The following is a 21,345-nucleotide window of genomic DNA, read 5'->3' as shown; positions in this document are numbered from 1 at the left end:
TCACGCCTGCCCTTCGCCTGACGCCGCCAGCGCGCGGTAGGCCTCGCGATAGGTGGGATAGAGCAGGCGATAGCCGAGCTCGCCCCGCAGCAGGGCGTTCGAGACGCGCTTGTTCTCGCCGTAGAAGCTGCGCGCCATCGCGGACATCTCGGCCTCCTCGAACGGCACCGCGGGCGGGGCGGCCGCGCCGAGCAGATCGGCGGCGAAGGTCACCACGTCCTGCGGCGGGGCCGGCTCGTCGTCGGAGACGTTGTAGATCGCCCCGGCGCGCGGCCGCTCCATCGCCGCCTCCAGCACGCCGGCGATGTCGTCGACATGGATGCGGTTGAAGACCTGGCCGGGCTTGATCACCCGCCGGGCCGAGCCCTCCGCGAGGTTGACGAGGCCGTTGCGGCCCGGGCCGAAAATGCCCGCCAGCCGAAACACCTGCACCGTCTTTCCCGCGCGCTCGCCGAAGGCCAGCCAGTCGGCTTCCGCCGCCACGCGCCGCACCGAGCGCTCGCTGGTCGGGCGCGGGGGCGTGCTCTCCGTGACCCACGCGCCGCCGTGGTCGCCATAGACGCCCACCGTCGAGAGATAGGCGATCCAGCGCAGCCGCGGCGCGCGGGCCAGCGCGTCGGCGAAGCGGCGCAGCGCCACGTCGCCCTCGCCGTCGGGCGGGATCGAGACGAGGAGGGCGTCCGCCGCCTCGATCTCGGCCGCGATGGAGGGATCGTCGAACGCGCGCACCTCGACGCCGTCGCCGCCCAGCGCCGCCGCGCGTTCAGGCGAACGCACGGTCCCGACGATGCGGGCGAAACGGCCGCGCACCCGCCGCGCGAAGGCCTGCGACGTGTAGCCGTAACCGAGGATCACGAGGTTCATGCAGCGGGCTCCCATTCGGAACGGACGTCGGCGTCCGGCTCGTCCCGCGCATGCCGTGACCGGAGCGCGGCGAATTCGGGCTCGGGCAACAGGCGCGACAGCGCCCACACGGCGGCCCCGCGCACCAGCGGCGACGCATCCGCCAGCAGGCGCAGCGCCTCTTCCGCCAGCGACGGGTCGCCGGAGTTGCCGATGCCGATCAGCACGTTGCGCAGAAAACGGTCACGCCCCGTGCGCTTGACGGGGGTTCCGGCGAACAGCGCGCGGAAGGCGGCGTCGTCGAGCCGCGCCAGGTCGCGCAGCTTCATCTCGCCCAGATCGTCGCGGGCCTTCAGCCTGGTCTCGCGCGTCGCGGCGGCGAACTTGTTCCACGGGCAGACGGCGAGGCAATCGTCGCAGCCGAACACGCGATTGCCGATGCCGGCGCGCAGGTCGCGCGGGATCGGCCCGCGATGCTCGACCGTGAGGTAGGCGATGCAGCGGCGCGAATCGAGCTGGAAGGGCGCGGGGAACGCGTCGGTGGGGCAGATGTCGAGGCAGCGCGTGCAGGAGCCGCACCGCTCGCGCGCGGGCGGATCGGCCGGCAGCTCAGCGGTGGTGAAGATCGCCCCGAGGAACAGCCACGACCCGTGCTCGCGCGATACGACCACGGTGTGCTTGCCCTGCCATCCCAGTCCGGCGGCGGCGGCCAGCGGCTTTTCCATCACCGGCGCGGTGTCCACGAACACCTTGACCTCGCAGCCGGCGTGACGGGCCAGCGCGGAGGCGACCTGCTTCAGCTTGCCCTTGACCACGTCGTGGTAGTCGCGCGAACGGGCGTAGACCGAGACGGCGGCGCGGTCGGGCCGACCGAGGACGGCGAGCGGGTCCGCTTCCGGCGCATAGCTCATGCCCAGCATGACGATGCCGCGCACCTCAGGCCAGAGCAGCGAGGGCGAGGAGCGGCGCTCCGCCGTCTCCTGCATCCACGCCATGTCACCATGGCGGCCCTCGGCGAGGTGGGCGGCGAGGCGTTCGGCGGCTTCGGGGATGGCGTCGGGCGTAGTGAAGCCGACCTGGTCGAACCCTTCCCGCCGCGCGGCGGCCTCGACGGCGGCGCGCAGCGACGCGCCGGTCAGAAGTCCAGGTCCGCGTAGTGCGGCGCGGGCTCCATGCCCGGAACGCGGTCCGCCAGCAGCGGCCGGAACGACGGGCGCGACTTCACGCGCGCGTACCAGTTCTTCGCCATTTCGTTCTCGTGCCACGGCACATCGCCCAGGTAGTCCGCCACCGAGATCTGCGCCGCGGCGGCGAGGTCGGCATAGCTCAGCCTGTCGCCCGCCAGCCAGTTCCGGCTGCCGATCAGCCAGCCGACATAGGCCAGATGATAGCGGATGTTGGAGCGCGCGGCGCGAATCGCCGCCATGTCCGGCGCGCCGCCCCCCATGTTGGCCGGCATATAGCGCTTGAAGACCTTCTCGGTCACCAAATACGAGCTGACCTCGTCGAACAGCTTGCCGTTGAACCATTCGACCAGCCGGCGCACCTCCACCCGGCCGGCGGGGTCGGAGGGCAGCATGCGCCGGTCGCCCAGCGCGAGGCCGCGCGTCTCGTCGAGATACTCGGCGATGATCGACGCGCCCGGCACCGCGCCGATCTGGTCCTCGGTGAACACCGGGGTCGTCCCCGCCGGGTTCATCTGCAGGAATTCCTCGCGACGTTCGAAAGTCCGCTCCTCGACGAGCAGCGGCTCCATGCCGAATTCGCTCAGAACAAGGCGAATAAAGCGCGAATGCGGACAGAATGGGTGATGGTACAGCGTCGCCATGGGCAGCGGATCGGACTCCGAGCAACGCGGGAGGAAAGACCCGCGGCGAGACAGCGAGCGGACGAGTGCGGCGAGACCGTGGCGGCCCCGAACCGGCGGGCGATGGCGAAAGCCGGGCGACCCGTATAAAACCCGTTCGCGCGACCGACAACCACGATTCGCGGTTGTACACTTTCACGACCGAATGTTCGAGGAACCCGCATGGAGCTTGCCGCCGCGCTCAAGGCCCTCATCCTGGGCACGCTCGAGGGGTTCACCGAATATCTGCCGGTGTCGTCGACGGGACACCTGCTGCTGGCCGAGCACATTCTCGGACTGGGCTTCCACGACGACAAGTTCGACAAGACATTCGCGGTTCTGATCCAGCTCGGCTCAATTCTGGCGCTGTTATTGGTCTATTTCCGTCGACTTCTGACGATTTTCATCGCCCTGCCGACCAGCCCGCAGGCCCGTAACTTCACGCTCGGCGTGCTGATCGCCTTCCTGCCGGCGGCGGTGATCGGCGCCGTTTTGCACGGCTTCATCAAGGATGTGCTGTTCAACCCGCTGATCGTCTGCGTGGCGCTGATCGTCGGCGGCTTCATCCTGCTGGTCGTCGACGTCCTCCCCCTGCGCCAGCGCTACGACGACGCCACCGCCTTCCCCCTCTCGATGTACTTCAAGATCGGCCTGCTCCAGTGCCTCGCCATGATTCCCGGCGTGTCGCGGTCCGGCGCGACCATCGTCGGGGCCATGGCGCTGGGGGCGGACAAGCGCGCCGCGGCGGAGTTCTCGTTCTTCCTGGCGATGCCCACCATGGCCGGCGCGTTCGCCTACGATTTGTTCAAGAATTACAAGACGTTGGACACGAGCGACGCGGGCCTGATCGCGATCGGATTCGCCGCCGCCTTCGTGTCCGGCCTGTTCGTCGTGAAGGGGCTGCTGACCTTCGTGTCGCGCCACGGCTTCGCGACCTTCGCGTGGTGGCGAATCCTGGTCGGCTCGGCGGGGCTGGCGGCCTTGTGGGTCTGGGGCTGACGCCCGCTCACAGCCTCGTCTTGGGCTCGTAGCGGCACAGATCGCTGATGATGCAGCGCGGGCAGTCCGGCTTGCGGGCGAGGCAGACATAGCGCCCGTGCAGGATCAGCCAATGGTGCGCGTGCAGGCGGAATTCGGCCGGCACGATGTCCAAAAGGCCCAGCTCCACCTCCAGCGGCGTCGCGCCCGGGGCGAGCGGGATGCGGTTCGACACGCGGAAGACATGCGTGTCGACGGCCATCGTCTCCTCACCAAAGGCGATGTTGAGCACCACGTTGGCGGTCTTGCGACCGACGCCCGGCAGCATCTCCAGCGATTCGCGATCGCGCGGCACCTCGCCGCCGTGCTCCTCGACGAGCTTGCGGCTCAGCGCGATGACGTTCTTGGCCTTGTTGCGAAACAGGCCGATCGTCTTGATGTAGTCGCGGACCGTGTCCTCCCCGAGCGCCAGCATCTTCTCCGGCGTGTCGGCGACCTCGAAAAGCGCGCGCGTCGCCCTGTTCACGCCGGCGTCGGTCGCCTGCGCCGAGAGGACGACGGCGACGAGCAGCGTGAACGGGTTGACGTGCTCCAGCTCGCCTTTCGGCTCGGGGTTGGCCTCGCGAAATCGTGAGAACACCTCGCGCACCAGCGCCGGTTCGAGCGGCTTGGGGCTGACGGCCGCGCCCGGGGCCGATTTGCGCCCTTTCGGCAGCACGGGCGGAACGGCGGACTTCGAGGAACGTTCCTTGCCCTGTCCGGCGGCTCCCCGCGCCGCTTTTTCGGCGGCGGGTTTGCTGGCGGCGGATCGGGATACCGGCTTTGTCGGAGGCATGCCCGGTTATAGATTGCGACGCTCGACACCGGCAAGGTCACGATGGACGCGCATCCCCCGCCCGGGCACCCCGAAGGCCACGAACACGACGCCGCGGCGCGTCCGCTGTTCAGCGCCACCATTCGCCCGCACCGCTCCATGGGCGTGCGCGGGGTCAAGCTCGTGCTGGTGCTGGTGGGCCTCGCCAGCCTTGTGGCGAGCATTCCCTTCATCGTGATGGGGTTCTGGCCGGTGGCCGGATTCTATGGGCTCGACGTGCTGCTGCTGTTCTTCGCCCTGCGCGGCAACCTCGACCAGGCGCGGTCCTACGAGGAAATCGTGGTGAGCCCGGTGGAGCTGCTGGTCCGCAAGGTTCCGGTTCGCGGCGCGGCGGCGGAGTGGCGCTTCAATCCGCTATGGACCCGGCTGCGGCGCGATATTCACGCCGAGTTCGGCGTCCAGCGCCTGTCGCTGGTGTCGCGCGGCCTGGCCGTCCCGGTCGGCCACTTCCTGTCGCCGGACGAAAAGGAACGTTTCGGCGACCGCCTCAGCGTCGCGTTGTCGGATGCGCGGCGCGGGCCCGTCTACGACCACTCCTGAATCCGCCGCAGCTTTCGGGTGTCGAGCCGGCGCGGCGAGTTCTATTGTGGCGGCATGATCGGGAACACCGCCATGACCCACAATTTCGCTCCCCCCCTCGCCGCCGACGCGCTCGACGCGGCGCGCCCCGCCGCCGGCTCGGACTACGACCACGTCCGGCGGGCCCTCGCCTTCATGACCGAGCGCTGGCGCGACCAGCCCTCCCACGAGGAGATCGCCGCCGCGCTCGGCGTGTCCCCCTCGCACCTGCATCACGTTTTCCGTCGCTGGGCGGGACTGACCCCGAAGGCCTTCCTGCAGGCGCTCACGCTCGACCACGCGCGGGCCCTTCTGCGCGACTCGGCGAGCGTTCTCGAGACGACGTTCGAGGTGGGCCTGTCGGGGCCGAGCCGCTTGCACGACCTGTTCGTGACCCACGAGGCGATGAGCCCGGGCGAATGGAAGGCCGGCGGCGAGGGCTTGCTGCTGCGCTACGGCTTCCATCCCTCACCGTTCGGCGAAGCCATCGTGGTCGCGACCGAGCGCGGGCTCGCCGGGCTCGGCTTCGTCGACGACGGCGACCGCGCGGCCGCCCTTGGCGACATGCGCCGGCGCTGGCCGAAGGCGCGGTTCGTGGAGGATTCAGGGGCGACCGCTCCGCTGGCCCGTCGCGCCTTCGACCGCGAGACATGGCGGCCCGACACGCCACTGCGCGTTGTGATGATCGGCACGGATTTCGAGGTGCGCGTCTGGGAGACGCTGCTGCGCATCCCGTTCGGCCGCGCCACGACCTATTCGGACATCGCGTGCCACCTCGGCAAGCCCAAGGCCGCTCGCGCCGTCGGCGCCGCAGTGGGGCGCAACCCGGTGTCGTTCGTGGTCCCCTGCCACCGCGTGCTCGGCCGCTCCGGCGCGCTCACCGGCTATCACTGGGGCCTCACGCGCAAGCAAGCCATCCTCGGCTGGGAAGCCGGGGTCGGGGCCGCCTGAGCCGTCCTAGCGGAACAGGTTGAAGAGCCAGAAGCCGGACTGCTCCCGGCGCGGTGGCGGCGCGGCCGCCACCGGCGGCGGCGCTTGCTGCTGGTCGACGTCGGCCGGCGGCCGGGGCGCGCGGGGCCGGGTGCTCTCCGGCACGAACTCGCGGCCGTCCATCTTGCTGATTCGCTCGACCAGCTCGGTGGCCCGCAGCTCGGTGAAGCGCGTCGCGCAGAAGCCGTGCACCGCCTCGCGGGCATAGTCGCGGCACATCGTCTCGCGGGCCGAGGAGAAATCGGCCTGCTCGGCGGCGATTTTCTTGATCTCGTTGCGGTCCTTCGTGCGGGCGTAGAGCGCCTTGTAGCTCTCGATGACCACGCGGTCGGCCCGGCCGCGATCCTTCTCGATCGACGCCGCCTGCCCCTCCAGCGAGGCCGGCGTGGGGCCCCACAGGCCCGTCGCGTTGACCTTGCAGTCGCCCTCCGGGAAGACGCAGGCCTGCTCCGGGTTGGAGACGAGGGCCGCCCCTTCGAGGATGTCCACCGTAATCGGGCACGAGGGGATTCGAATCTCGTAGCGCGGGGCGCCGGCGGCGCGGCCGACCGGCGTCATGTCGAGCGGCTTGCCCCCGCCGAGGTCGAGGCCGCAGCTCTCGGTGGGGTTCGAAATGCGATCTCCCACCGCGACGAGGCTCGCCTGCAGCCCGGACGGGCCCTTCCGGTCGATGACCAGCTTGCCCTTCGAGCCGTTCAGGTACAGCGTCTTTCCGATGACCGACGACTCGGAGGCGATCTTGGGAGCGGGCGGACGCGGCGGCGCGGCCGGCGCCGTCACCACGCCCTCCTGTCCGGGGGCGGGGCCGGACGCATTCGGCAGCATCAGCTGCGCCCTCGCCGGCCCGGCGACGCCCAAGGCCAGCCCAGCCCATCCGAGCACGGCGATCGGAACGGTCAGCTTCATCCTACCCCCGAAGGTTTCCGGGCCGCCTTTTACCATGCCGCGCGCCGCCGGCCAGCCCCGCCGCGACCGTCGCCGGAGAGTTGGCCGAGATCGGGCTCCAATGCGCCTTGCGGCCCCGAAGACCGGTCCTTATATACCCGCTGACCTGCGGGAAATACCCGCAAATCCTTGGGGACCGACCGGCCGGCCCGCGTTGCGAAACAGGGTTGGACGGCTGAACCGGAGCGCCTTCGGGGCCTGGCGGTCTCGCCGCGAAAGAGGACAGTCATATGGCTAAAGTCATCGGTATCGACCTCGGCACCACGAATTCCTGCGTCGCCATCATGGAAGGGACGACGCCGAAGGTCATCGAAAACGCGGAGGGCGCGCGCACGACGCCGTCCATCGTGGCCTTCACGGACGAAGGCGAGCGCCTCGTCGGCCAGCCGGCCAAGCGCCAGGCGGTGACGAACCCCGAGCGCACCTTCTTCGCCATCAAGCGCCTCATCGGCCGCACTTACGACGACCCGATGACGCAGAAGGACAAGGGTCTCGTTCCCTACAAGATCTCGCGCGCCGGCAACGGCGACGCCTGGGTCGAGGCGGACGGCAAGACCTATTCTCCCTCGCAGATTTCCGCCTTCATCCTGCAGAAGATGAAGGAGACGGCCGAGGCGTTCATCGGCCAGCCCGTCACGCAGGCCGTCATCACGGTCCCCGCCTACTTCAACGACGCCCAGCGCCAGGCCACCAAGGACGCCGGCAAGATCGCCGGCCTCGAGGTGCTGCGCATCATCAACGAGCCGACGGCCGCCGCGCTGGCCTACGGCCTCGACAAGAAGAAATCCGGCGTGGTCGCGGTCTATGACCTCGGCGGCGGCACCTTCGACGTGTCGATCCTGGAGATCGGCGACGGCGTGTTCGAGGTGAAGTCGACCAACGGCGACACCTTCCTCGGCGGCGAGGACTTCGACATGCGCCTCGTCGAGTATCTCGCCGACGAGTTCCGCAAGGAAAGCGGCATCGACCTCAAGAAGGACAAGCTCGCGCTGCAGCGCCTGAAGGAGGCGGCCGAGAAGGCCAAGATCGAGCTCTCCTCCGCTCAGCAGACCGAGATCAACCTGCCCTACATCACCGCCGACGCCTCCGGGCCGAAGCACCTCACGCTGAAGCTGACCCGCGCCAAGTTCGAGGCGCTGGTCGACGACCTGATCCAGAAGACCATCGAGCCCTGCCGCAAGGCGCTCAAGGACGCCGGCCTGACGGCGGCCGAGATCGACGAGGTGATCCTCGTCGGCGGCCAGACCCGCATGCCGAAGGTCCAGGACGTGGTGAAGCAGTTCTTCGGCAAGGAGCCCCACAAGGGCGTCAACCCGGACGAAGTCGTGGCCATCGGCGCGGCGGTCCAGGCCGGCGTGCTGCAGGGCGACGTCAAGGACGTGCTGCTGCTCGACGTGACCCCGCTGTCGCTGGGCATCGAGACGCTGGGCGGCGTGTTCACCCGCCTGATCGACCGCAACACCACGATCCCGACCAAGAAGAGCCAGGTCTTCTCGACCGCCGAGGACAACCAGACGGCCGTGACCATCCGGGTGTTCCAGGGCGAGCGCGAGATGGCGGCGGACAACAAGCTGCTCGGCCAGTTCGACCTCGTCGGCCTGCCGCCGGCACCGCGTGGCGTGCCGCAGGTCGAGGTGACCTTCGACATCGACGCCAACGGCATCGTGCAGGTGTCGGCCAAGGACAAGGCGACCGGCAAGGAGCAGCAGATCCGCATCCAGGCGTCGGGCGGCCTCTCCGAAACCGACATCGACAAGATGGTGAAGGACGCCGAGGCCCACGCCGCCGAGGACAAGAAGCGGCGCGAGCTGGTCGAGGCCCGCAACCAGGGCGAGGGACTGATCCACTCGACGCAGAAGACGCTGACCGAGCTGGGCGACAAGGCGGCCGCGGCCGACAAGTCGGCCATCGAGGGCGCCATCGAGTCACTCAAGTCGGCGCTCGGCGGCGAGGACGTCGAGGCGATCAAGGCTCGCACCGAGGAGCTGGTCCAGCTTTCGATGAAGCTCGGCCAGGCCATGTACGAGGCCCAGCAGGCCGCCGGCGGCGGAGCCGAGGGCGAGACGGACGAGAAGAAGTCGGACGACGTGATCGACGCGGACTTCCGCGAGGTCGGCGACGACGACAAGAAGAAGCGCGCCTGACCGCGCGAGAGTGGAGCACCCCCGGCTTGACCCGGGGGTGTTCGTCGTTGAACCGTAGGTTTCCTGGCGGCGACGTCGCCGGGCCGATGTGAGGACGTGACGCCGGACTCGGGGGCCGACGCGGCCGGTTGCGGCCAGGCGGGCTCCGGCGCCGGCGTCGTCGCGCTCGCCAGGCCCCGATGTCCGCCCCTCCCGACAGCGCCGGACCCCCATGGCCAAGGTTGACTACTACGAGCTGCTCGGCGTGAGCCGGACTTGCACCGAGGCGGAGCTGAAATCCGCCTTCCGCAAGATGGCGGTGAAGCACCACCCGGACAAAAACCCCGGCGACCAGCACGCCGAGGCCAAGTTCAAGGAGCTCAACGAAGCCTATCAGGCGCTGTCCGACCCGCAGAAGCGGGCCGCCTACGACCGCTTCGGCCACGCCGCGTTCGAGAATGGCGGGATGGGGCCGGGCCCGGGCTTCGGCAACGACTTCGCGTCGTCGATGGCCGACATCTTTGAAGACCTGTTCGGCGACATGAACGGCCGTCGCGGCCAGCGGGGCCCGAACGGGCGCGAGCGCGGCTCCGACCTGCGCTACAACCTCGAGATCACGCTCGAGGAAGCCTACAAGGGCAAGACCGCCACGCTGAAGGTGCCGACCTCGATCGCGTGCGAGGCGTGCTCGGGCACCGGCGCCAAGCCGGGCTCCAAGCCGCGCCAGTGCGCCACGTGCGGCGGCCATGGCCGCGTGCGCGCCAGCCAGGGCTTCTTCTCGATCGAGCGCACCTGCCCGGCCTGCCAGGGGCGCGGCGAGACGATCGACGACCCCTGCCGCTCCTGCGGCGGCGCGGGCCGCGTGACGCGGGAGCGCACGCTCTCGGTCAACATCCCGGCCGGCGTCGAGGACGGCACGCGCATCCGCCTCGCCGGCGAAGGCGAGGCCGGGCTGCGCGGCGGCCCGGCGGGCGACCTGTACATTTTCCTGTCGCTGAAGGCGCATGCCTTCCTGCAGAGGGACGGGGCCGACCTGTTCTGCCGCGTCCCGGTGTCGATGGTCACGGCGGCGCTCGGCGGCGAGGTCACGGTGCCGGTGCTCGACGGGCAGGATTGCAGCGTCAAGATTCCCGAAGGCACCCAGACCGGCAAGCAGATCCGCATTCGCGGGCGCGGCATGCCGATCCTGCGCTCGCGCGACGTCGGCGACCTCTACATCCAGGTGGTCGTCGAGACGCCGCAGAAGCTGAGCCCCCGTCAGCGCGAACTGCTCCGGGAGTTCGACCAGGAGAGCTCGAAGGAGACGCAGCCGGAAAGCCACGGCTTTTTCTCCAAGGTGCGCGACTTCTTCGCCGGAAGCGCGGAATAGGAGTAATGCCCCGCGCCCGGTTGACCGGCCCGAGCGGCGCGGCCTATTTTCCTTCCGACCTTTGAGCTGGGAAGGGCTTCCAGATGCTCCACGCCAGAGGACCGAACGCGAAGCCGCCGCGCGGCCGCGACGGGCCGAAATTCGCGGAGCGCCTGCAGGACGAGGCGCGCTTCCTCAAGAGCTGGCTGGAAAACCCCAAGGTCGCTGGCGCCATCATGCCGTCGAGCCCGGCGCTGGCCCGGGCCATGGCGCGGGAGGTCAATCCGTCGCGCCCCGGTCCGGTCGTCGAGCTGGGACCAGGGACCGGCCCGGTCACCGAGGCGCTGCTGCGTCGCGGCGTGGCGCAGGACCGGCTGGTGCTCGTCGAGTTCGACCCCGAGTTCTGCCGGCTTCTCGCCCGGCGCTTTCCCCGCGCGCGGATCGTGCGCGGCGACGCCTACGCATTGGCGCAGACGCTGAAGGGCGTGCTGCACCAGCCGGCCGCGGCCGTGGTGTCGAGCCTGCCACTGCTGACGCGGCCCGAGCCTGACCGTGTCGCCCTGCTCGCCGACGCATTCCGGCTGCTCAGCCCCGGCGCGCCCTTCGTCCAGTTCACTTATGGGCTCGTCTCGCCCGTTCCGCGCGAGGCGGGGGGCTTCACCGCCGACGTGTCTCCGCCGATCTGGCTCAACCTGCCGCCGGCGCGCGTGTGGGTGTACCGCCGGGACGGCAGCGCCGACGCGCCCTCCGTGCACCGCCTCGAACCGGACCTGATCGACCGGCTCAAGCGCCAGACCGAAAAGGTCCGCGACGAGCTGCTGGAGCGCACCGAGAAGGTCCGCAGCGATTGGCGCGATTTGCGCGGCAAGGCGCTGGACGAGCCGGCGATCCGCCCCACGATCGACCTGCTGCGCCGGCTGGGCGAGCATCTCGAGGGGCCGGACGCGCCGCGCGAGGCGGATCGGGACCTGCGGGCTCGCGCCGACGCTGAGGCGCGGCGCACACGGCGGCGCTGACGCCGACCGCCGCTTTGACCGGGGCCGCGCTCCTGTGCTCCACCGGGCCGAAGCTCTCGCGAATCGGAGACCTGCCATGAGCGCCAAGCCCGCCTCCCTCGCCCCGCGCGACCGCCTGATCGTCGCGCTCGACCTACCCAGCGTCTCGGCGGCCGAGTCGCTGGTTGCGAAGCTCGGCGACAGCGTCAGCTTCTACAAGGTCGGGCTCGAGCTCGTGTATGCCGGCGGGCTTCCCTTCGCGCGCGACCTGATCGCGGCCGGCAAGCAGGTCTTCCTCGACCTCAAGTTCCACGACATTCCCAACACGGTGCAGCGCGCAACGGAACAGGTCGCCGACCTCGGCGCCACCTACCTCACCGTCCACGCCTTCCCCCAGACCATGCGGGCCGCCGCGCAAGGCCGCGCCGGTTCCGGGCTCCGGCTGCTCGCCGTGACGGTGATGACCAGCTACGACGACGCCGACCTCGCCGCCGCGGGCTACGCCATGGGCGTCAAAGAGCTGGTGCGCCGCCGCTCCCTGCAGGCCCGCGAGGCCGGGATCGACGGGCTCATCCTCTCCGCCGAGGAGGTGGCCGCCATGCGCGAGGCGGTGGGTCCCGGCATGGATCTCGTGACGCCCGGCATTCGCCCGGCCGGCGGCGAGGCGGGCGACCAGAAGCGCGTGATGACGCCGGCGCGGGCCATCGCCGTCGGCGCGGACCGGCTGGTGGTGGGACGCCCCGTCTCCCAGGCGGCGGACCCGCGCGCGGCGGCCGAAGCCATTGTCGTGGAGATCGCATCCGCCTGAAGCCGGCGGTCGCCAGCGAGTTGACCGGCGGCGCGGGATGGAGTTCGCTGGCCGCCTTTGAGGGAGAGGCAGCACTCATGCCGAAGGGCTACATCATCGCGCGCGTGTCCGTCGACGACGCGGATTCCTACGCCGAGTACGCGCGGGGCGCGTTCAAGGCGATGGGGATCTACGGGGCGCGCATCCTGGCGCGGGGCGGCAGGTCGGAAGCGCTGGAAGGAGAGGCGCGTCAGCGCAACGTCATCCTCGAATTCGACAGCTACGAGCAGGCGAAGAAGTATTTCAACTCCCCGGAGTACCAGGCCGCGCGCAAGCACCGCGTGAACGGCAGCAAGGGCGAGTTCGTGCTGGTCGAGGGCTTCGACGGAGAGCAGCCGGGAGGCGTGACATGAGCAAGGGCTACTGGATCGTCCGCGTCGACGTGTCGGACCCCGAGGCCTACAAGGCCTATGTCGCAGCCAACGCCGAAGCCTTCGCGAAGTACGGCGCGAAGTTCCTGGTGCGCGGTGGCCGCTACGAGACGCGGGAAGGCAGCGCCCGCGCACGCAACGTGGTGATCGAGTTCCCCAGCTTCGAGGCCGCCTCCGCCTGCTACGATTCGCCCGAGTACAAGCGCGCCCTGACGTTGCGCCAGCACGTTGCGACGGCCGACCTCCTCATTATCGAGGGCTATGACGGGCCGCAGCCGGCCTGAGCCGGGGGGCGGCGAACCGAACCGCCGCTTCCGTCCCCGGCGCGGGCGCGTTATACCGCCCTGCGAACTGGGGAGAGTGTCATGACGGAAATGCGGCTCGTCGTGGTCGGCGCCGCCGGACGCATGGGGCGGATGCTGATCCGCACGATCCATGACATGCCGGGCGCAACGCTGTGCGGCGCGATCGAGCGCGAAGGCTCCATCGCGCTCGGGCAGGACGCGGGCCTGCTCGCCGGCACGGGCAAGGCCAATGTCGTCATCACCGACGACCCGCTGCCCGTCTTCGCCAAGGCGGACGGCGTGCTCGACTTCACCAGCCCCGACGCCACCGTCGCATTCGCCGGCCTCGCGGCGCAGGCGCGCATCGTCCACGTCGTCGGCACCACCGGGCTGGAGGACGAGCACCTCGCCGCGCTCGACGCCGCGGCGCGCCATGCCGTGATCGTCCGCTCGGGCAATATGAGCCTCGGCGTGAACCTGCTCGCCGCGCTGGTGCGCCGCGTCGCCCGGACGCTCGACGAGGACTTCGACATCGAGATCGTCGAGATGCACCACCGCATGAAGGTGGACGCCCCTTCCGGCACCGCGCTGATGCTGGGCGAGGCCGCCGCGCAGGGGCGCGGCGTGTCCCTCAAGGACCATTCCGAGCGCGGGCGCGACGGCATCACGGGGGCGCGCAAGCCGGGCGCCATCGGCTTCGCCTCGCTGCGCGGCGGCACCGTGGTCGGCGAGCACAGCGCCATTTTCGCCGGCCCCTCCGAGCGCATCGTGCTGTCGCACGCCGCCGAGGATCGCGGCATTTTCGCCCGCGGCGCGGTCAAGGCCGCACTGTGGGGAAAGGGCCGCAAGCCCGGGCTCTATTCCATGGCCGACGTGCTCGGCCTCGACGACTGATTTCAACCGGAGACCGCCCATGGACCGCCTGCTCGTCCTCGTCCGCCACGGCCAGAGCGACTGGAACCTGAAGAACCTGTTCACCGGCTGGAAGGACCCGGACCTGACCGAGAAGGGCGTCGATGAGGCGCGCACCGCCGGGCGTCGCCTGAAGGACCTCGGCCTGTCCTTCGATGTCGCCTACACCTCGGCCCTGACCCGCGCCCAGAACACCTGCACGCTGATCCTGGAGGAACTGGGCCAGACCGGGCTCGCCACCGTGCGCGACCAGGCGCTCAACGAGCGCGACTACGGCGACCTGTCGGGCCTCAACAAGGACGACGCCCGAGCCCGCTGGGGCGAGGAGCAGGTGCATGTCTGGCGGCGCTCCTACGACGTTTCGCCCCCCGGCGGCGAAAGCCTGAAGGACACGGTCGCGCGCGTGCTGCCCTATTACTGCCAGGAGATCCTGCCCCGGGTGCTGCGCGGCGAGCGCGTCCTCGTCGCCGCCCACGGCAACTCGCTGCGCGCGCTGGTGATGGTGCTGGACCGGCTGACCCCCAAGACCATCCCCTCGATGGAACTGGATACCGGCGTGCCGCTCGTCTACCGCCTCAACGCCGATTCCACCGTGGCGTCCAAGCAGGTGCTCGCCGGATGAGCGTCCGCCTGCTCGCGCCGGCGGAGGCGCGCCGGCGGATCCCCGACCTTGCCGCCGTTCTCCTGGACTGCGTCGAGGGTGGCGCGTCGGTGAGCTTCATGGACGGGTTTTCGATGGCCGAGGCCGTCGGCTTCTATGCGGATGTCGTGGAAGCGGTCGAAGCCGGGCAGGCCTATCTCTTCGCCGCCTTCGAGGGAGACCACCTCGTCGGGACCGTGCAGCTGTGGCCGGCCGACAAGCCCAACCAGCCGCATCGCTGCGACATCGCCAAGATGCTCGTCCACCGCGACGCGCGCAGGGCCGGGCACGGAGAGCGGCTGATGCGCGCCGCCGAGGCCCACGCGAAGAGCCTGGGCAAGTCGCTGCTGACGCTCGACACGCAGGAAGGCGACGCCGCCGACCGCCTTTATCGCCGGCTCGGCTGGCAGGCCATCGGAACGATCCCCGGCTACGCCCTGTGGCCGGACGGACGCCCCTGCGACACGGTGTTCTTCTACAAGCAGATCTGACCGCTCAGCGCTGGGTGAAGAAGGTCAGCACGACCTTGCCCTTGTCGCCGATCAGGCAGACGAACTGATAGGCCTTGTCGGACTTGTCGCGCTGCAGATAGGCCTCGCCCATCACCACGGTGCGGATGGGCGTGTCCTCCACGCGCGTGTCGGCCTTGGCGACGGTGAGGCCCTCGACGTCGAAGGTAATGTCCTTCACCGATGGGCTTTTCTCCTGCAAGGCGACGAGGCCCGAGGCGCGGCATGCCTCGATCTCGGGGCTTGGCGGCGGGTTCTGGGCCGAGGCGGCCGCGCAAGCGGCGAGGAGACAGGCGGCGGCGAGTGGCGCGGGGTGAAGCGGCATGGCGGTGGGCGTGCTCCGGTGGCGACCACGCCAACACCCGACCGGCGCGCTTGTTCCCTACTCGGCGCGGGGGCGGAACGGCGGCAGCGACCAGTCGCGCTGGATGGCGAAGCCGCGCAGGGTGAACGCCGCGAGGATGCTGAAGCCGGCGGCCAGCGCGGGCGGCAGCCCGGCTCCGAGCCCAAGGACGAACACGGCCGCGCCCACCACGGCGGCGGTGACGTAGATCTCCCGGTGCAGCACAAGCGGCACGTCCCCGGCGAGAATGTCGCGGATGATGCCGCCGAAGCTCGCCGTGAGTGTGCCCAGCACGACGGCGGCGAAGGGGTGCGCACCGTTGGACAACGCCTTCAGCGCGCCAGTGGTGCTGAAGATGGCGAGGCCGAGCGCGTCCGCCCAGAGCAGGGCCGTGCGAGGCCGCTGCCCCGTCATCGCGCCCGGGATGCGCGAGCCGGCCAGGTAGGTGAGCAGGCCGACGCCGAGGCAGACGGCGAGGTCGACGGGCTCGTGCACCCAGAAGACAGGGACGCCGAGCAGCATGTCGCGCACGCTGCCGCCGCCGACCCCGGTGACCGTGGCGAGCAGCGCAAAGCCGAACGGGTCCATGCCCTTGCGCGCGGCCACGATGGCGCCGGTCAGCGCGAACACGCCGACGCCCACATATTCAGCGATGAGGCTCGCCCCCTCCATGGGGCCGGATCATGCGGCCGTCAGGCCTCCTTGTCGACGCCCGCTCCGTTGGCGGGGGTCGGCTTGGGACCGCCCTTGGCGACTCCCACCAGCGCGGGGCGCAGCACCCTGTCGCCGATGACGAAGCCGGACTGGACCACCTGGCTGACCGTGCCGTTCGGGACCGAGGGGTCGGGCACCTCGAACATCGCCTGGTGGAGATTGGGGTCGAACTTCTCCCCCTTGGGGTCGATCTTGCGGATGCCGTGGCGCTCCAGCGTCTTCAGCAGGTCGCGTTCGGTCAGCTCGATGCCTTCCAGCACCGCCTTGAGCGCGCCGTCGGCCGCCTCGCGGGCCTCGCCGGCGACGTTCTCCAGCGCGCGGCGCATGTTGTCGGCGACGGTGAGCATGTCGCGGGCGAAATTGGTGGTGGCGTAGGCGCGCGCGTCCGCCACTTCCTTCTCGGTGCGGCGGCGCAAATTCTCCATCTCGGCCAGGGTGCGTAGCACCTTGTCCTTGAGCTGCGCGCTTTCGGCGTTCAGCGCCTCGATGATCCCGTGCAGCTTGGCGGCCTCGTCGGCGGCCTCCGGCGCGCCGGCGTCCGGCTGCGCCTGGGCGGCGTTCGGGTCGGCCTGCGGGGCGCTCTGGTTCGGATCGGTCGCGTTGTGGTCGGTCATGGCGCTCTTGGTGTTGCTGTCGTCACCGGACTGTCGGCCCGGATATCAGGGTCCTGCGCGCAAAAATCAAGGCCGGAAGGCCGATTCGGGCGCGTCCTCAACGGGATGCGGCGCGCGCCGGCCGTGGTGGATGAGCCGGCGCGTGGCCCTCCCGCCCGTGCAGGACCTCGAGCAGCTGCCGCCGGATCGTCGCCTGCCGGCTCGCGTGAGTGACCTTGGAGCCGGTGAGGTCGGTCACGTAGAACACGTCGACGGCCTTCTCGCCGAAGGTGGCGATGTGCGCGGAGGCGATGTTGAGGTTCAGCTTCCCGAGCGCGGTGGTCAGCTCGTAGAGAAGGCCGGGCCGGTCGAGGCCGCTCACTTCGATCACGGTGTGGCGGCTCGACAGGGCGTTGTCGAGCAGCACGTCGGGCGCGAGCTGGAACGCCTTGAGGTTCCCGGCGCGCTCGGTGGAGCGCGCGGCGACGGCCTCGGCGATGCGGATCTCGCCCTTCAGCGCCCGCTCGATGTGCTGCGCCACCCGCGCGCCCCGGCGCAATTCGTCCTCGTCCTGATCGAAGGCGCGGCGGATGAAGATGGTGTCGAGCGCCATGCCGTCGGTCGTCGTGAAGATCTGCGCGTCGACGATGTTCGCGCCGGCGGCGGCGCAGGCGCCGGTGATGATGGCGAGCAGGCGCGGATGGTCGGGCGCGGTGACGGTGAGCTCGGTGACGCCCCGGAACCGGTCGGTCGCGACCTCGGTGGCGAGGGAGCGCATCTCGCGCTCCGCCCCGAACAGGAAGTTGGCGTGCTTGACGCGGCGCGGCAGGTCCACCTTGAGCCAATAGGCCGGGTAGTGGCGGGCGACATAGGCGTCGATCTCGGCGTCCGACCAGGCCGGCAAGGCGCGCCGCAGCTCCTCCTGGGAGCGCTTGACGCGCTGGGCGCGGTCGATGGACGAATGCCCGCCAGCCAGCACGATCTCCGTCTCCCAGTAGAGCGTGCGCAGGAGCTGCCCCTTCCAGCCGTTCCAGACGCCCGGGCCGACCGCCTTGATGTCGCAGACGGTGAGCACCAGCAGCATCTTCAGCCGCTCCAGCGACTGCACCACGGCCGAGAACGTCTCGATCGTCTTCGGGTCGGACAGGTCGCGGCTCTGCGCGACGGTCGACATCAGCAGGTGGTGCTCGACGAGCCAGGCGATCGTGTCGGTCTCGGGTTCGGAGAGGCCGAGGCGCGGGCACAGGCGGCGCGCGATGCGCGCGCCGGCGGTCGAGTGGTCCTCCGGGCGGCCCTTGGCGATGTCGTGGATGAACAGCGCCACCGCCAGCACCAGGCGGTTGCGCACGCTGGGCAGGATCTCGTGGGCGACCGGCAACTCGTCCTTCAGCCGCCCCGCCTCAAGCTCGGCCAGCACGCCGATGGAGCGCAGCAGGTGCTCGTCTACCGTGTAGTGGTGGTACATGTTGAACTGCATCATCGCGACGACGCGGCCGAACTCGGGCACGAAACGGCCCAGCAGGCCGGACTCGTTCATGCGGCGCAGGACGGTTTCCGGCGCGTTGCGGGATGTCAGCAGCTCCAGGAAGATGCGGTTCGCCTCCCGGTCGTTGCGCAGGCGGCTGTCAACGAGCTTGAGCGAGCGGGTGACGAGGCGGGTGGCGTCCGGGTGGATGGCCCGGTTCAGCCTGTCGGCGTATCGGAACAGCCGGAGCAGGTTCACCGGGTCGCGCGCGAACACGTCGGACCGGGCCACGGTGAGGCGCTCGTTCTCGATGACGAAGTCCGCCGTGTCGGCGATCGACTTGCCCTTGCGGCGCAGCCGCCCGACCAGCCGGTCGAGCATCGGGCGCGGCTTGGCGTGGCGCGCCTCCAGCGCGGCGCAGACAATGGCGGTGAGGTCGCCGACGTCCTTGGCCACCAGAAAGTAGCGCTTCATGAAGCGCTCGATGGACGACAGGCCGCCATGGCCGGCGTAGCCGATGCGCTCGGCGATCTGGCGCTGCAGGTCGAAGGTCAGGCGCTCCTCGGCGCGGCCGGTGACGAAGTGCATCTCGCAGCGGACGCGCCACAGAAATTCCTCGCAGCGGCGGAACAGCTCGCGCTCCTCGCGGTCGAACAGGCCCGCCTGGACGAGATCGGCCGTGTCGCGGACGCGGTAGACGTACTTGGCGATCCAGAACAGCGTGTTCAGGTCGCGCAGCCCGCCCTTGCCATCCTTGACGTTCGGCTCGACGAGGTAGCGCGACGAGCCCGCCCGGTTCACCCGGCGCTCGCGCTCGGCAAGCTTCTCGGCCACGAACTGAGCGGCCGAGCCCTGGACGACCTCCCGATCGTAGCGATCCTGGAGCTCGCTGAAGAGCTGCGCGTCGCCCAGCAGCAAGCGCGCCTCCAGCAGGGCCGTGCGGATGGTCATGTCCGCCCGCGCCTCGCGGATGCACTCGTCGACCGTGCGGGTCGAATGGCCGACCTTGAGCTTCAGGTCCCATAGCGCGTAGAGGATCGTTTCGACGACGCCTTCGGTCCACGGCGTCGCCTTCCATGGCAGCAGGAAGAGCAGGTCGACGTCCGAACCGGGCGCCAGCGTGCCACGGCCATAGCCGCCGACCGCAACCACCGCCAGTCGCTCCGAGGCGAGCGGCTGGGCCCCGCCGCCCGACATGCCCACCGCGACGCCGTGCAGGAGACGCACGACGAGGTCCATCAGGTCAGAGAGCCGCGTGGCGCAGCGCAAACCGTCGCGCTCCCTCTCCAGCTCGGCGCGGGCGGCTTCGCGGCCCTCCGTCAGCAGGTCGCGCAGAATGGCCACCACCGCGACGCGCTGGGCGGCGGCGTCGCTGCCCGCCTTGGCGACCGCATCGCGCAGCGCGCGCTCGAGGGCGGCGCGATCCGGCGCGTCGGCCGGGGTCGGATGCGAGGTCGAGGCCATGGGCGCGTCCCGGAGAACCATCGCGCGTGCTTGCCCCCTTTCGCCCTGGCCGTCAATTCGCCCAGGCTGGGGCGGGACGCGAAGGCTGCGGCGGAACGGCCGCGCCTGTTCCGCTCACTGGGGCATCGTCGCTCCCACGAAGACGTCCTGCGCGGAATAGCTCTGCTCGTCGGCGCGCACGACGAAACGCACCGCGCCTTCCTCCCGGGCGGGCGCGGTGAGGGTGACGCGCGCTTCCGCGGTGGCGTCCGGCCCGACGACGACCTCGGCGGGGCCGACCATCGCCAGCTGGAGGCCCGGCAGTCCTTCCGCCTCCACCGCGTAGCGGCGCTCGGCGCCCGTCTTGTTGGCGATGCGCAGCGTGTAGACGTTGCGGGTGCGGCCGTCCGAGAGGCGAACCGCCATCGGGTTGCGCTCGTGCTGCACGGTGAGGCCGCCCATGGAGCGGCCGGAGAGGACGACGCCCATGCCGCCGGCCAGCGCCACCGCCGCCGCGGCGAGGCCGATCGTCTTGGGCCGCAGCACGCGCCGGCGCGGGGCCTCGCCGCGCCGCCCGCGCTCGATGTTCGTCCAGCTCTCATAGGCGATCAGCCCTGTCGGGCGGTCGAGCTTGACCATCACCGTGTCGCAGGCGTCGACGCACAGGCCGCAGTTGATGCAGGCGAAATTGGGCCCCTGGCGAATGTCGATGCCGATCGGGCAAACGACCACGCATTGCAGGCAGTCGACGCAATCGCCCGCCTTTTCGCCGGCGGCGCGCAGTTCGACCGCCTTCTTGGCGGAGCCGCGCGGCTCGCCCCGATAGTCGCGGTAGTTGACCGTCAGCGCCTCGGGATCCCAGATCGCGCCCTGCAGGCGCGGCCAGGGACACATCCAGGTGCAGACCTGCTCGCGGGCGAAGCCGGCCAGCATGTAGGTGAGCGCGGCGCCGATGCCGACCCAGGAGTAGATGAGCACGGAGGCCTGGCCCGAGACCATCTCGCGCAAGGCGGTGGGAGCGTCGACGAAGTAGAACACGGCGCTCGCGCCGGTCCACGCCGCGATGGCGAGCCAGGCCGCGTGCTTGACGCCCAGCTCGGCGGCGCGGCGAACGGACAGCGGCGCGCCGCGCTTCTTCAGCTGCTCGCGCCGGTCGCCCTCGACCAGACGCTCGACGGCGAGGAAGAGGTCCGTCCACACCGTCTGCGGGCACAGGAAGCCGCACCAGACGCGCCCCGCCACCGCGTTGAGAAGGATGAGGACGAGGCTGGCGAGCACCAGCGCGCCCGTGAGGTAATAGAGCTCCTGCGGCCACAGCCCGACCCCGAGAAGGTAGAGGCGGCCTTTCACCAGATCGAACAGGAAGGCCTGGTCCGGCTCGCCCGGCCCGCGGTCCCAGCGCAGGAAGGGCAACAGGCCGAAGACGGCGAGGGCCAAGGCGAGGGTCGTCCACTTGATCCGGCGGAACCGGCCGCGCACCGACTGCGGCACCACGGGCCCGCCGGCGGGGCCGCGCCGCGTCGCCGCGCGGGCCTTGCCCTGGACAGAGGGCTGGCCGCCGCCGCCCTCCTGCGTGCGGGCAAGCGGGCGCGGGCGGGAATGGGAGATATCGAGAGCGACCATGAAGACACCGGGGGATCGACGAAACGTCCCCCGACACCTAGCCGCTCCGGCGCAGGCGTTTTTTGTCGGCGCGCAAACACCGCGCCGAAAGACGGAAGGAT

Annotated in this window: 22 protein-coding genes; 12 read left to right on the top strand and 10 right to left on the bottom strand. The window is 70.4% G+C overall.

The features are described from left to right. Genes NK718_RS06090 through NK718_RS06080 form a run of 3 tightly spaced genes read right to left on the bottom strand, consistent with a single transcriptional unit; the run spans position 1 to position 2,671 of the window. Positions 1-864, bottom strand: a complete 864-nt coding sequence (locus tag NK718_RS06090; protein ID WP_254739619.1) for an SDR family oxidoreductase — start codon at positions 862-864, stop codon at positions 1-3. Beyond that, the gene (gene queG / locus NK718_RS06085) at positions 861-1,982 is read right to left on the bottom strand and encodes a tRNA epoxyqueuosine(34) reductase QueG (protein WP_254739792.1); all 1,122 of its coding nucleotides are present in this window, start codon (positions 1,980-1,982) and stop codon (positions 861-863) included. Before queG ends, NK718_RS06090 begins: the two co-directional genes overlap by 4 nt. Next, complete coding sequence (locus NK718_RS06080; protein ID WP_254739617.1) at positions 1,979-2,671, bottom strand: glutathione S-transferase family protein; 693 nt, start codon at positions 2,669-2,671, stop codon at positions 1,979-1,981. The genes queG and NK718_RS06080 overlap by 4 nt, the downstream gene beginning before the upstream one ends. Before the next feature lie 201 nt (positions 2,672-2,872). Here NK718_RS06080 and NK718_RS06075 point away from each other — a divergent pair, with 201 nt between their 5' ends. Next, positions 2,873-3,688: an undecaprenyl-diphosphate phosphatase gene (locus NK718_RS06075; protein WP_254739615.1), complete on the top strand. Its 816-nt coding sequence runs from the start codon at positions 2,873-2,875 to the stop codon at positions 3,686-3,688. A gap of 7 nt (positions 3,689-3,695) precedes the next feature. On the opposite strand, the gene nth is transcribed toward NK718_RS06075, so the two are convergent. Next, the gene (gene nth, locus NK718_RS06070) at positions 3,696-4,502 is read right to left on the bottom strand and encodes an endonuclease III (RefSeq protein ID WP_254739613.1); all 807 of its coding nucleotides are present in this window, start codon (positions 4,500-4,502) and stop codon (positions 3,696-3,698) included. Positions 4,503-4,544: 42 nt separating this feature from the next. Here nth and NK718_RS06065 point away from each other — a divergent pair, with 42 nt between their 5' ends. Together NK718_RS06065 and NK718_RS06060 are read left to right on the top strand one after the other, a co-directional pair. Beyond that, a complete protein-coding gene (locus NK718_RS06065; protein WP_254739611.1) occupies positions 4,545-5,081 on the top strand; it encodes a DUF2244 domain-containing protein in 537 nt (178 codons plus the stop codon). Positions 5,082-5,153: 72 nt separating this feature from the next. Continuing rightward, positions 5,154-6,050 carry a methylated-DNA--[protein]-cysteine S-methyltransferase gene (locus NK718_RS06060; protein ID WP_254739609.1) on the top strand — a complete coding sequence of 299 codons (897 nt, stop codon included), beginning with the start codon at positions 5,154-5,156 and terminating at the stop codon, positions 6,048-6,050. Between the two features lie 6 nt (positions 6,051-6,056). On the opposite strand, the gene NK718_RS06055 is transcribed toward NK718_RS06060, so the two are convergent. Beyond that, a complete protein-coding gene (locus tag NK718_RS06055; protein ID WP_254739607.1) occupies positions 6,057-6,995 on the bottom strand; it encodes a hypothetical protein in 939 nt (312 codons plus the stop codon). A 269-nt stretch (positions 6,996-7,264) separates the two neighbouring features. Here NK718_RS06055 and dnaK point away from each other — a divergent pair, with 269 nt between their 5' ends. The 9 genes from dnaK (at position 7,265) to NK718_RS06010 (ending at position 15,045) form a co-directional block, all read left to right on the top strand. After that, entirely contained in the window at positions 7,265-9,178 is a 1,914-nt protein-coding gene (dnaK, locus tag NK718_RS06050) for a molecular chaperone DnaK (protein ID WP_254739605.1), read from the top strand. Between the two features lie 211 nt (positions 9,179-9,389). Continuing rightward, complete coding sequence (dnaJ, locus tag NK718_RS06045; RefSeq protein WP_254739603.1) at positions 9,390-10,526, top strand: molecular chaperone DnaJ; 1,137 nt, start codon at positions 9,390-9,392, stop codon at positions 10,524-10,526. An 83-nt stretch (positions 10,527-10,609) separates the two neighbouring features. After that, complete coding sequence (locus NK718_RS06040) at positions 10,610-11,521, top strand: class I SAM-dependent methyltransferase (protein WP_307730333.1); 912 nt, start codon at positions 10,610-10,612, stop codon at positions 11,519-11,521. A gap of 76 nt (positions 11,522-11,597) precedes the next feature. Next, on the top strand, positions 11,598-12,308 hold the full coding sequence (pyrF, locus tag NK718_RS06035) for an orotidine-5'-phosphate decarboxylase (protein ID WP_254739601.1): 711 nt from the start codon (positions 11,598-11,600) through the stop codon (positions 12,306-12,308). A 77-nt stretch (positions 12,309-12,385) separates the two neighbouring features. Beyond that, positions 12,386-12,700 carry a DUF1330 domain-containing protein gene (locus NK718_RS06030; RefSeq protein ID WP_254739599.1) on the top strand — a complete coding sequence of 105 codons (315 nt, stop codon included), beginning with the start codon at positions 12,386-12,388 and terminating at the stop codon, positions 12,698-12,700. After that, entirely contained in the window at positions 12,697-13,002 is a 306-nt protein-coding gene (locus tag NK718_RS06025) for a DUF1330 domain-containing protein (RefSeq protein WP_254739597.1), read from the top strand. Before NK718_RS06030 ends, NK718_RS06025 begins: the two co-directional genes overlap by 4 nt. Positions 13,003-13,083: 81 nt before the next feature. Further along, positions 13,084-13,896, top strand: coding sequence for a 4-hydroxy-tetrahydrodipicolinate reductase (gene dapB / locus NK718_RS06020; RefSeq protein WP_254739595.1), 813 nt, complete (start codon positions 13,084-13,086; stop codon positions 13,894-13,896). 19 nt (positions 13,897-13,915) lie between these two features. Next, on the top strand, positions 13,916-14,536 hold the full coding sequence (locus tag NK718_RS06015; RefSeq protein ID WP_254739592.1) for a 2,3-bisphosphoglycerate-dependent phosphoglycerate mutase: 621 nt from the start codon (positions 13,916-13,918) through the stop codon (positions 14,534-14,536). After that, the gene (locus tag NK718_RS06010) at positions 14,533-15,045 is read left to right on the top strand and encodes a GNAT family N-acetyltransferase (RefSeq protein ID WP_254739590.1); all 513 of its coding nucleotides are present in this window, start codon (positions 14,533-14,535) and stop codon (positions 15,043-15,045) included. The genes NK718_RS06015 and NK718_RS06010 overlap by 4 nt, the downstream gene beginning before the upstream one ends. Before the next feature lie 4 nt (positions 15,046-15,049). Here the strand turns inward: NK718_RS06010 and NK718_RS06005 are convergent, their stop codons facing one another. The 5 genes from NK718_RS06005 to ccoG form a co-directional block, all read right to left on the bottom strand. Next, complete coding sequence (locus tag NK718_RS06005) at positions 15,050-15,388, bottom strand: hypothetical protein (RefSeq protein ID WP_254739588.1); 339 nt, start codon at positions 15,386-15,388, stop codon at positions 15,050-15,052. Positions 15,389-15,445: 57 nt separating this feature from the next. Continuing rightward, positions 15,446-16,078, bottom strand: coding sequence for a trimeric intracellular cation channel family protein (locus tag NK718_RS06000; RefSeq protein ID WP_254739586.1), 633 nt, complete (start codon positions 16,076-16,078; stop codon positions 15,446-15,448). A gap of 20 nt (positions 16,079-16,098) precedes the next feature. Next, positions 16,099-16,734, bottom strand: a complete 636-nt coding sequence (gene grpE / locus NK718_RS05995; RefSeq protein WP_254739584.1) for a nucleotide exchange factor GrpE — start codon at positions 16,732-16,734, stop codon at positions 16,099-16,101. Between the two features lie 97 nt (positions 16,735-16,831). Continuing rightward, the gene (locus NK718_RS05990) at positions 16,832-19,642 is read right to left on the bottom strand and encodes a [protein-PII] uridylyltransferase (RefSeq protein ID WP_254739582.1); all 2,811 of its coding nucleotides are present in this window, start codon (positions 19,640-19,642) and stop codon (positions 16,832-16,834) included. A 114-nt stretch (positions 19,643-19,756) separates the two neighbouring features. Continuing rightward, positions 19,757-21,244, bottom strand: coding sequence for a cytochrome c oxidase accessory protein CcoG (gene ccoG, locus NK718_RS05985; RefSeq protein ID WP_254739580.1), 1,488 nt, complete (start codon positions 21,242-21,244; stop codon positions 19,757-19,759). Between the last annotated feature and the right edge of the window lie 101 nt (positions 21,245-21,345).

This window comes from Alsobacter ponti (assembly GCF_024294805.1).
In the GTDB taxonomy this organism is placed as follows: domain Bacteria; phylum Pseudomonadota; class Alphaproteobacteria; order Rhizobiales; family Beijerinckiaceae; genus Alsobacter; species Alsobacter ponti.
This window is presented reverse-complemented; position numbering and strand designations above follow the sequence as displayed.

Coding starts and splice junctions, on each gene's coding strand:
- dnaJ (WP_254739603.1), top strand. CDS start 9,390: ATGGCCAAGGTTGACTACTACGAGCTGCTCGGCGTGAGCCGGACTTGC.
- NK718_RS05990 (WP_254739582.1), bottom strand. CDS start 19,642: ATGGCCTCGACCTCGCATCCGACCCCGGCCGACGCGCCGGATCGCGCC.
- NK718_RS06025 (WP_254739597.1), top strand. CDS start 12,697: ATGAGCAAGGGCTACTGGATCGTCCGCGTCGACGTGTCGGACCCCGAG.
- NK718_RS06060 (WP_254739609.1), top strand. CDS start 5,154: ATGACCCACAATTTCGCTCCCCCCCTCGCCGCCGACGCGCTCGACGCG.
- NK718_RS06080 (WP_254739617.1), bottom strand. CDS start 2,671: ATGGCGACGCTGTACCATCACCCATTCTGTCCGCATTCGCGCTTTATT.
- dnaK (WP_254739605.1), top strand. CDS start 7,265: ATGGCTAAAGTCATCGGTATCGACCTCGGCACCACGAATTCCTGCGTC.
- NK718_RS06005 (WP_254739588.1), bottom strand. CDS start 15,388: ATGCCGCTTCACCCCGCGCCACTCGCCGCCGCCTGTCTCCTCGCCGCT.
- nth (WP_254739613.1), bottom strand. CDS start 4,502: ATGCCTCCGACAAAGCCGGTATCCCGATCCGCCGCCAGCAAACCCGCC.
- NK718_RS06090 (WP_254739619.1), bottom strand. CDS start 864: ATGAACCTCGTGATCCTCGGTTACGGCTACACGTCGCAGGCCTTCGCG.
- NK718_RS06040 (WP_307730333.1), top strand. CDS start 10,610: ATGCTCCACGCCAGAGGACCGAACGCGAAGCCGCCGCGCGGCCGCGAC.
- NK718_RS06010 (WP_254739590.1), top strand. CDS start 14,533: ATGAGCGTCCGCCTGCTCGCGCCGGCGGAGGCGCGCCGGCGGATCCCC.
- NK718_RS06030 (WP_254739599.1), top strand. CDS start 12,386: ATGCCGAAGGGCTACATCATCGCGCGCGTGTCCGTCGACGACGCGGAT.
- grpE (WP_254739584.1), bottom strand. CDS start 16,734: ATGACCGACCACAACGCGACCGATCCGAACCAGAGCGCCCCGCAGGCC.
- ccoG (WP_254739580.1), bottom strand. CDS start 21,244: ATGGTCGCTCTCGATATCTCCCATTCCCGCCCGCGCCCGCTTGCCCGC.
- NK718_RS06075 (WP_254739615.1), top strand. CDS start 2,873: ATGGAGCTTGCCGCCGCGCTCAAGGCCCTCATCCTGGGCACGCTCGAG.
- pyrF (WP_254739601.1), top strand. CDS start 11,598: ATGAGCGCCAAGCCCGCCTCCCTCGCCCCGCGCGACCGCCTGATCGTC.
- NK718_RS06055 (WP_254739607.1), bottom strand. CDS start 6,995: ATGAAGCTGACCGTTCCGATCGCCGTGCTCGGATGGGCTGGGCTGGCC.
- NK718_RS06000 (WP_254739586.1), bottom strand. CDS start 16,078: ATGGAGGGGGCGAGCCTCATCGCTGAATATGTGGGCGTCGGCGTGTTC.
- NK718_RS06015 (WP_254739592.1), top strand. CDS start 13,916: ATGGACCGCCTGCTCGTCCTCGTCCGCCACGGCCAGAGCGACTGGAAC.
- NK718_RS06065 (WP_254739611.1), top strand. CDS start 4,545: ATGGACGCGCATCCCCCGCCCGGGCACCCCGAAGGCCACGAACACGAC.
- dapB (WP_254739595.1), top strand. CDS start 13,084: ATGACGGAAATGCGGCTCGTCGTGGTCGGCGCCGCCGGACGCATGGGG.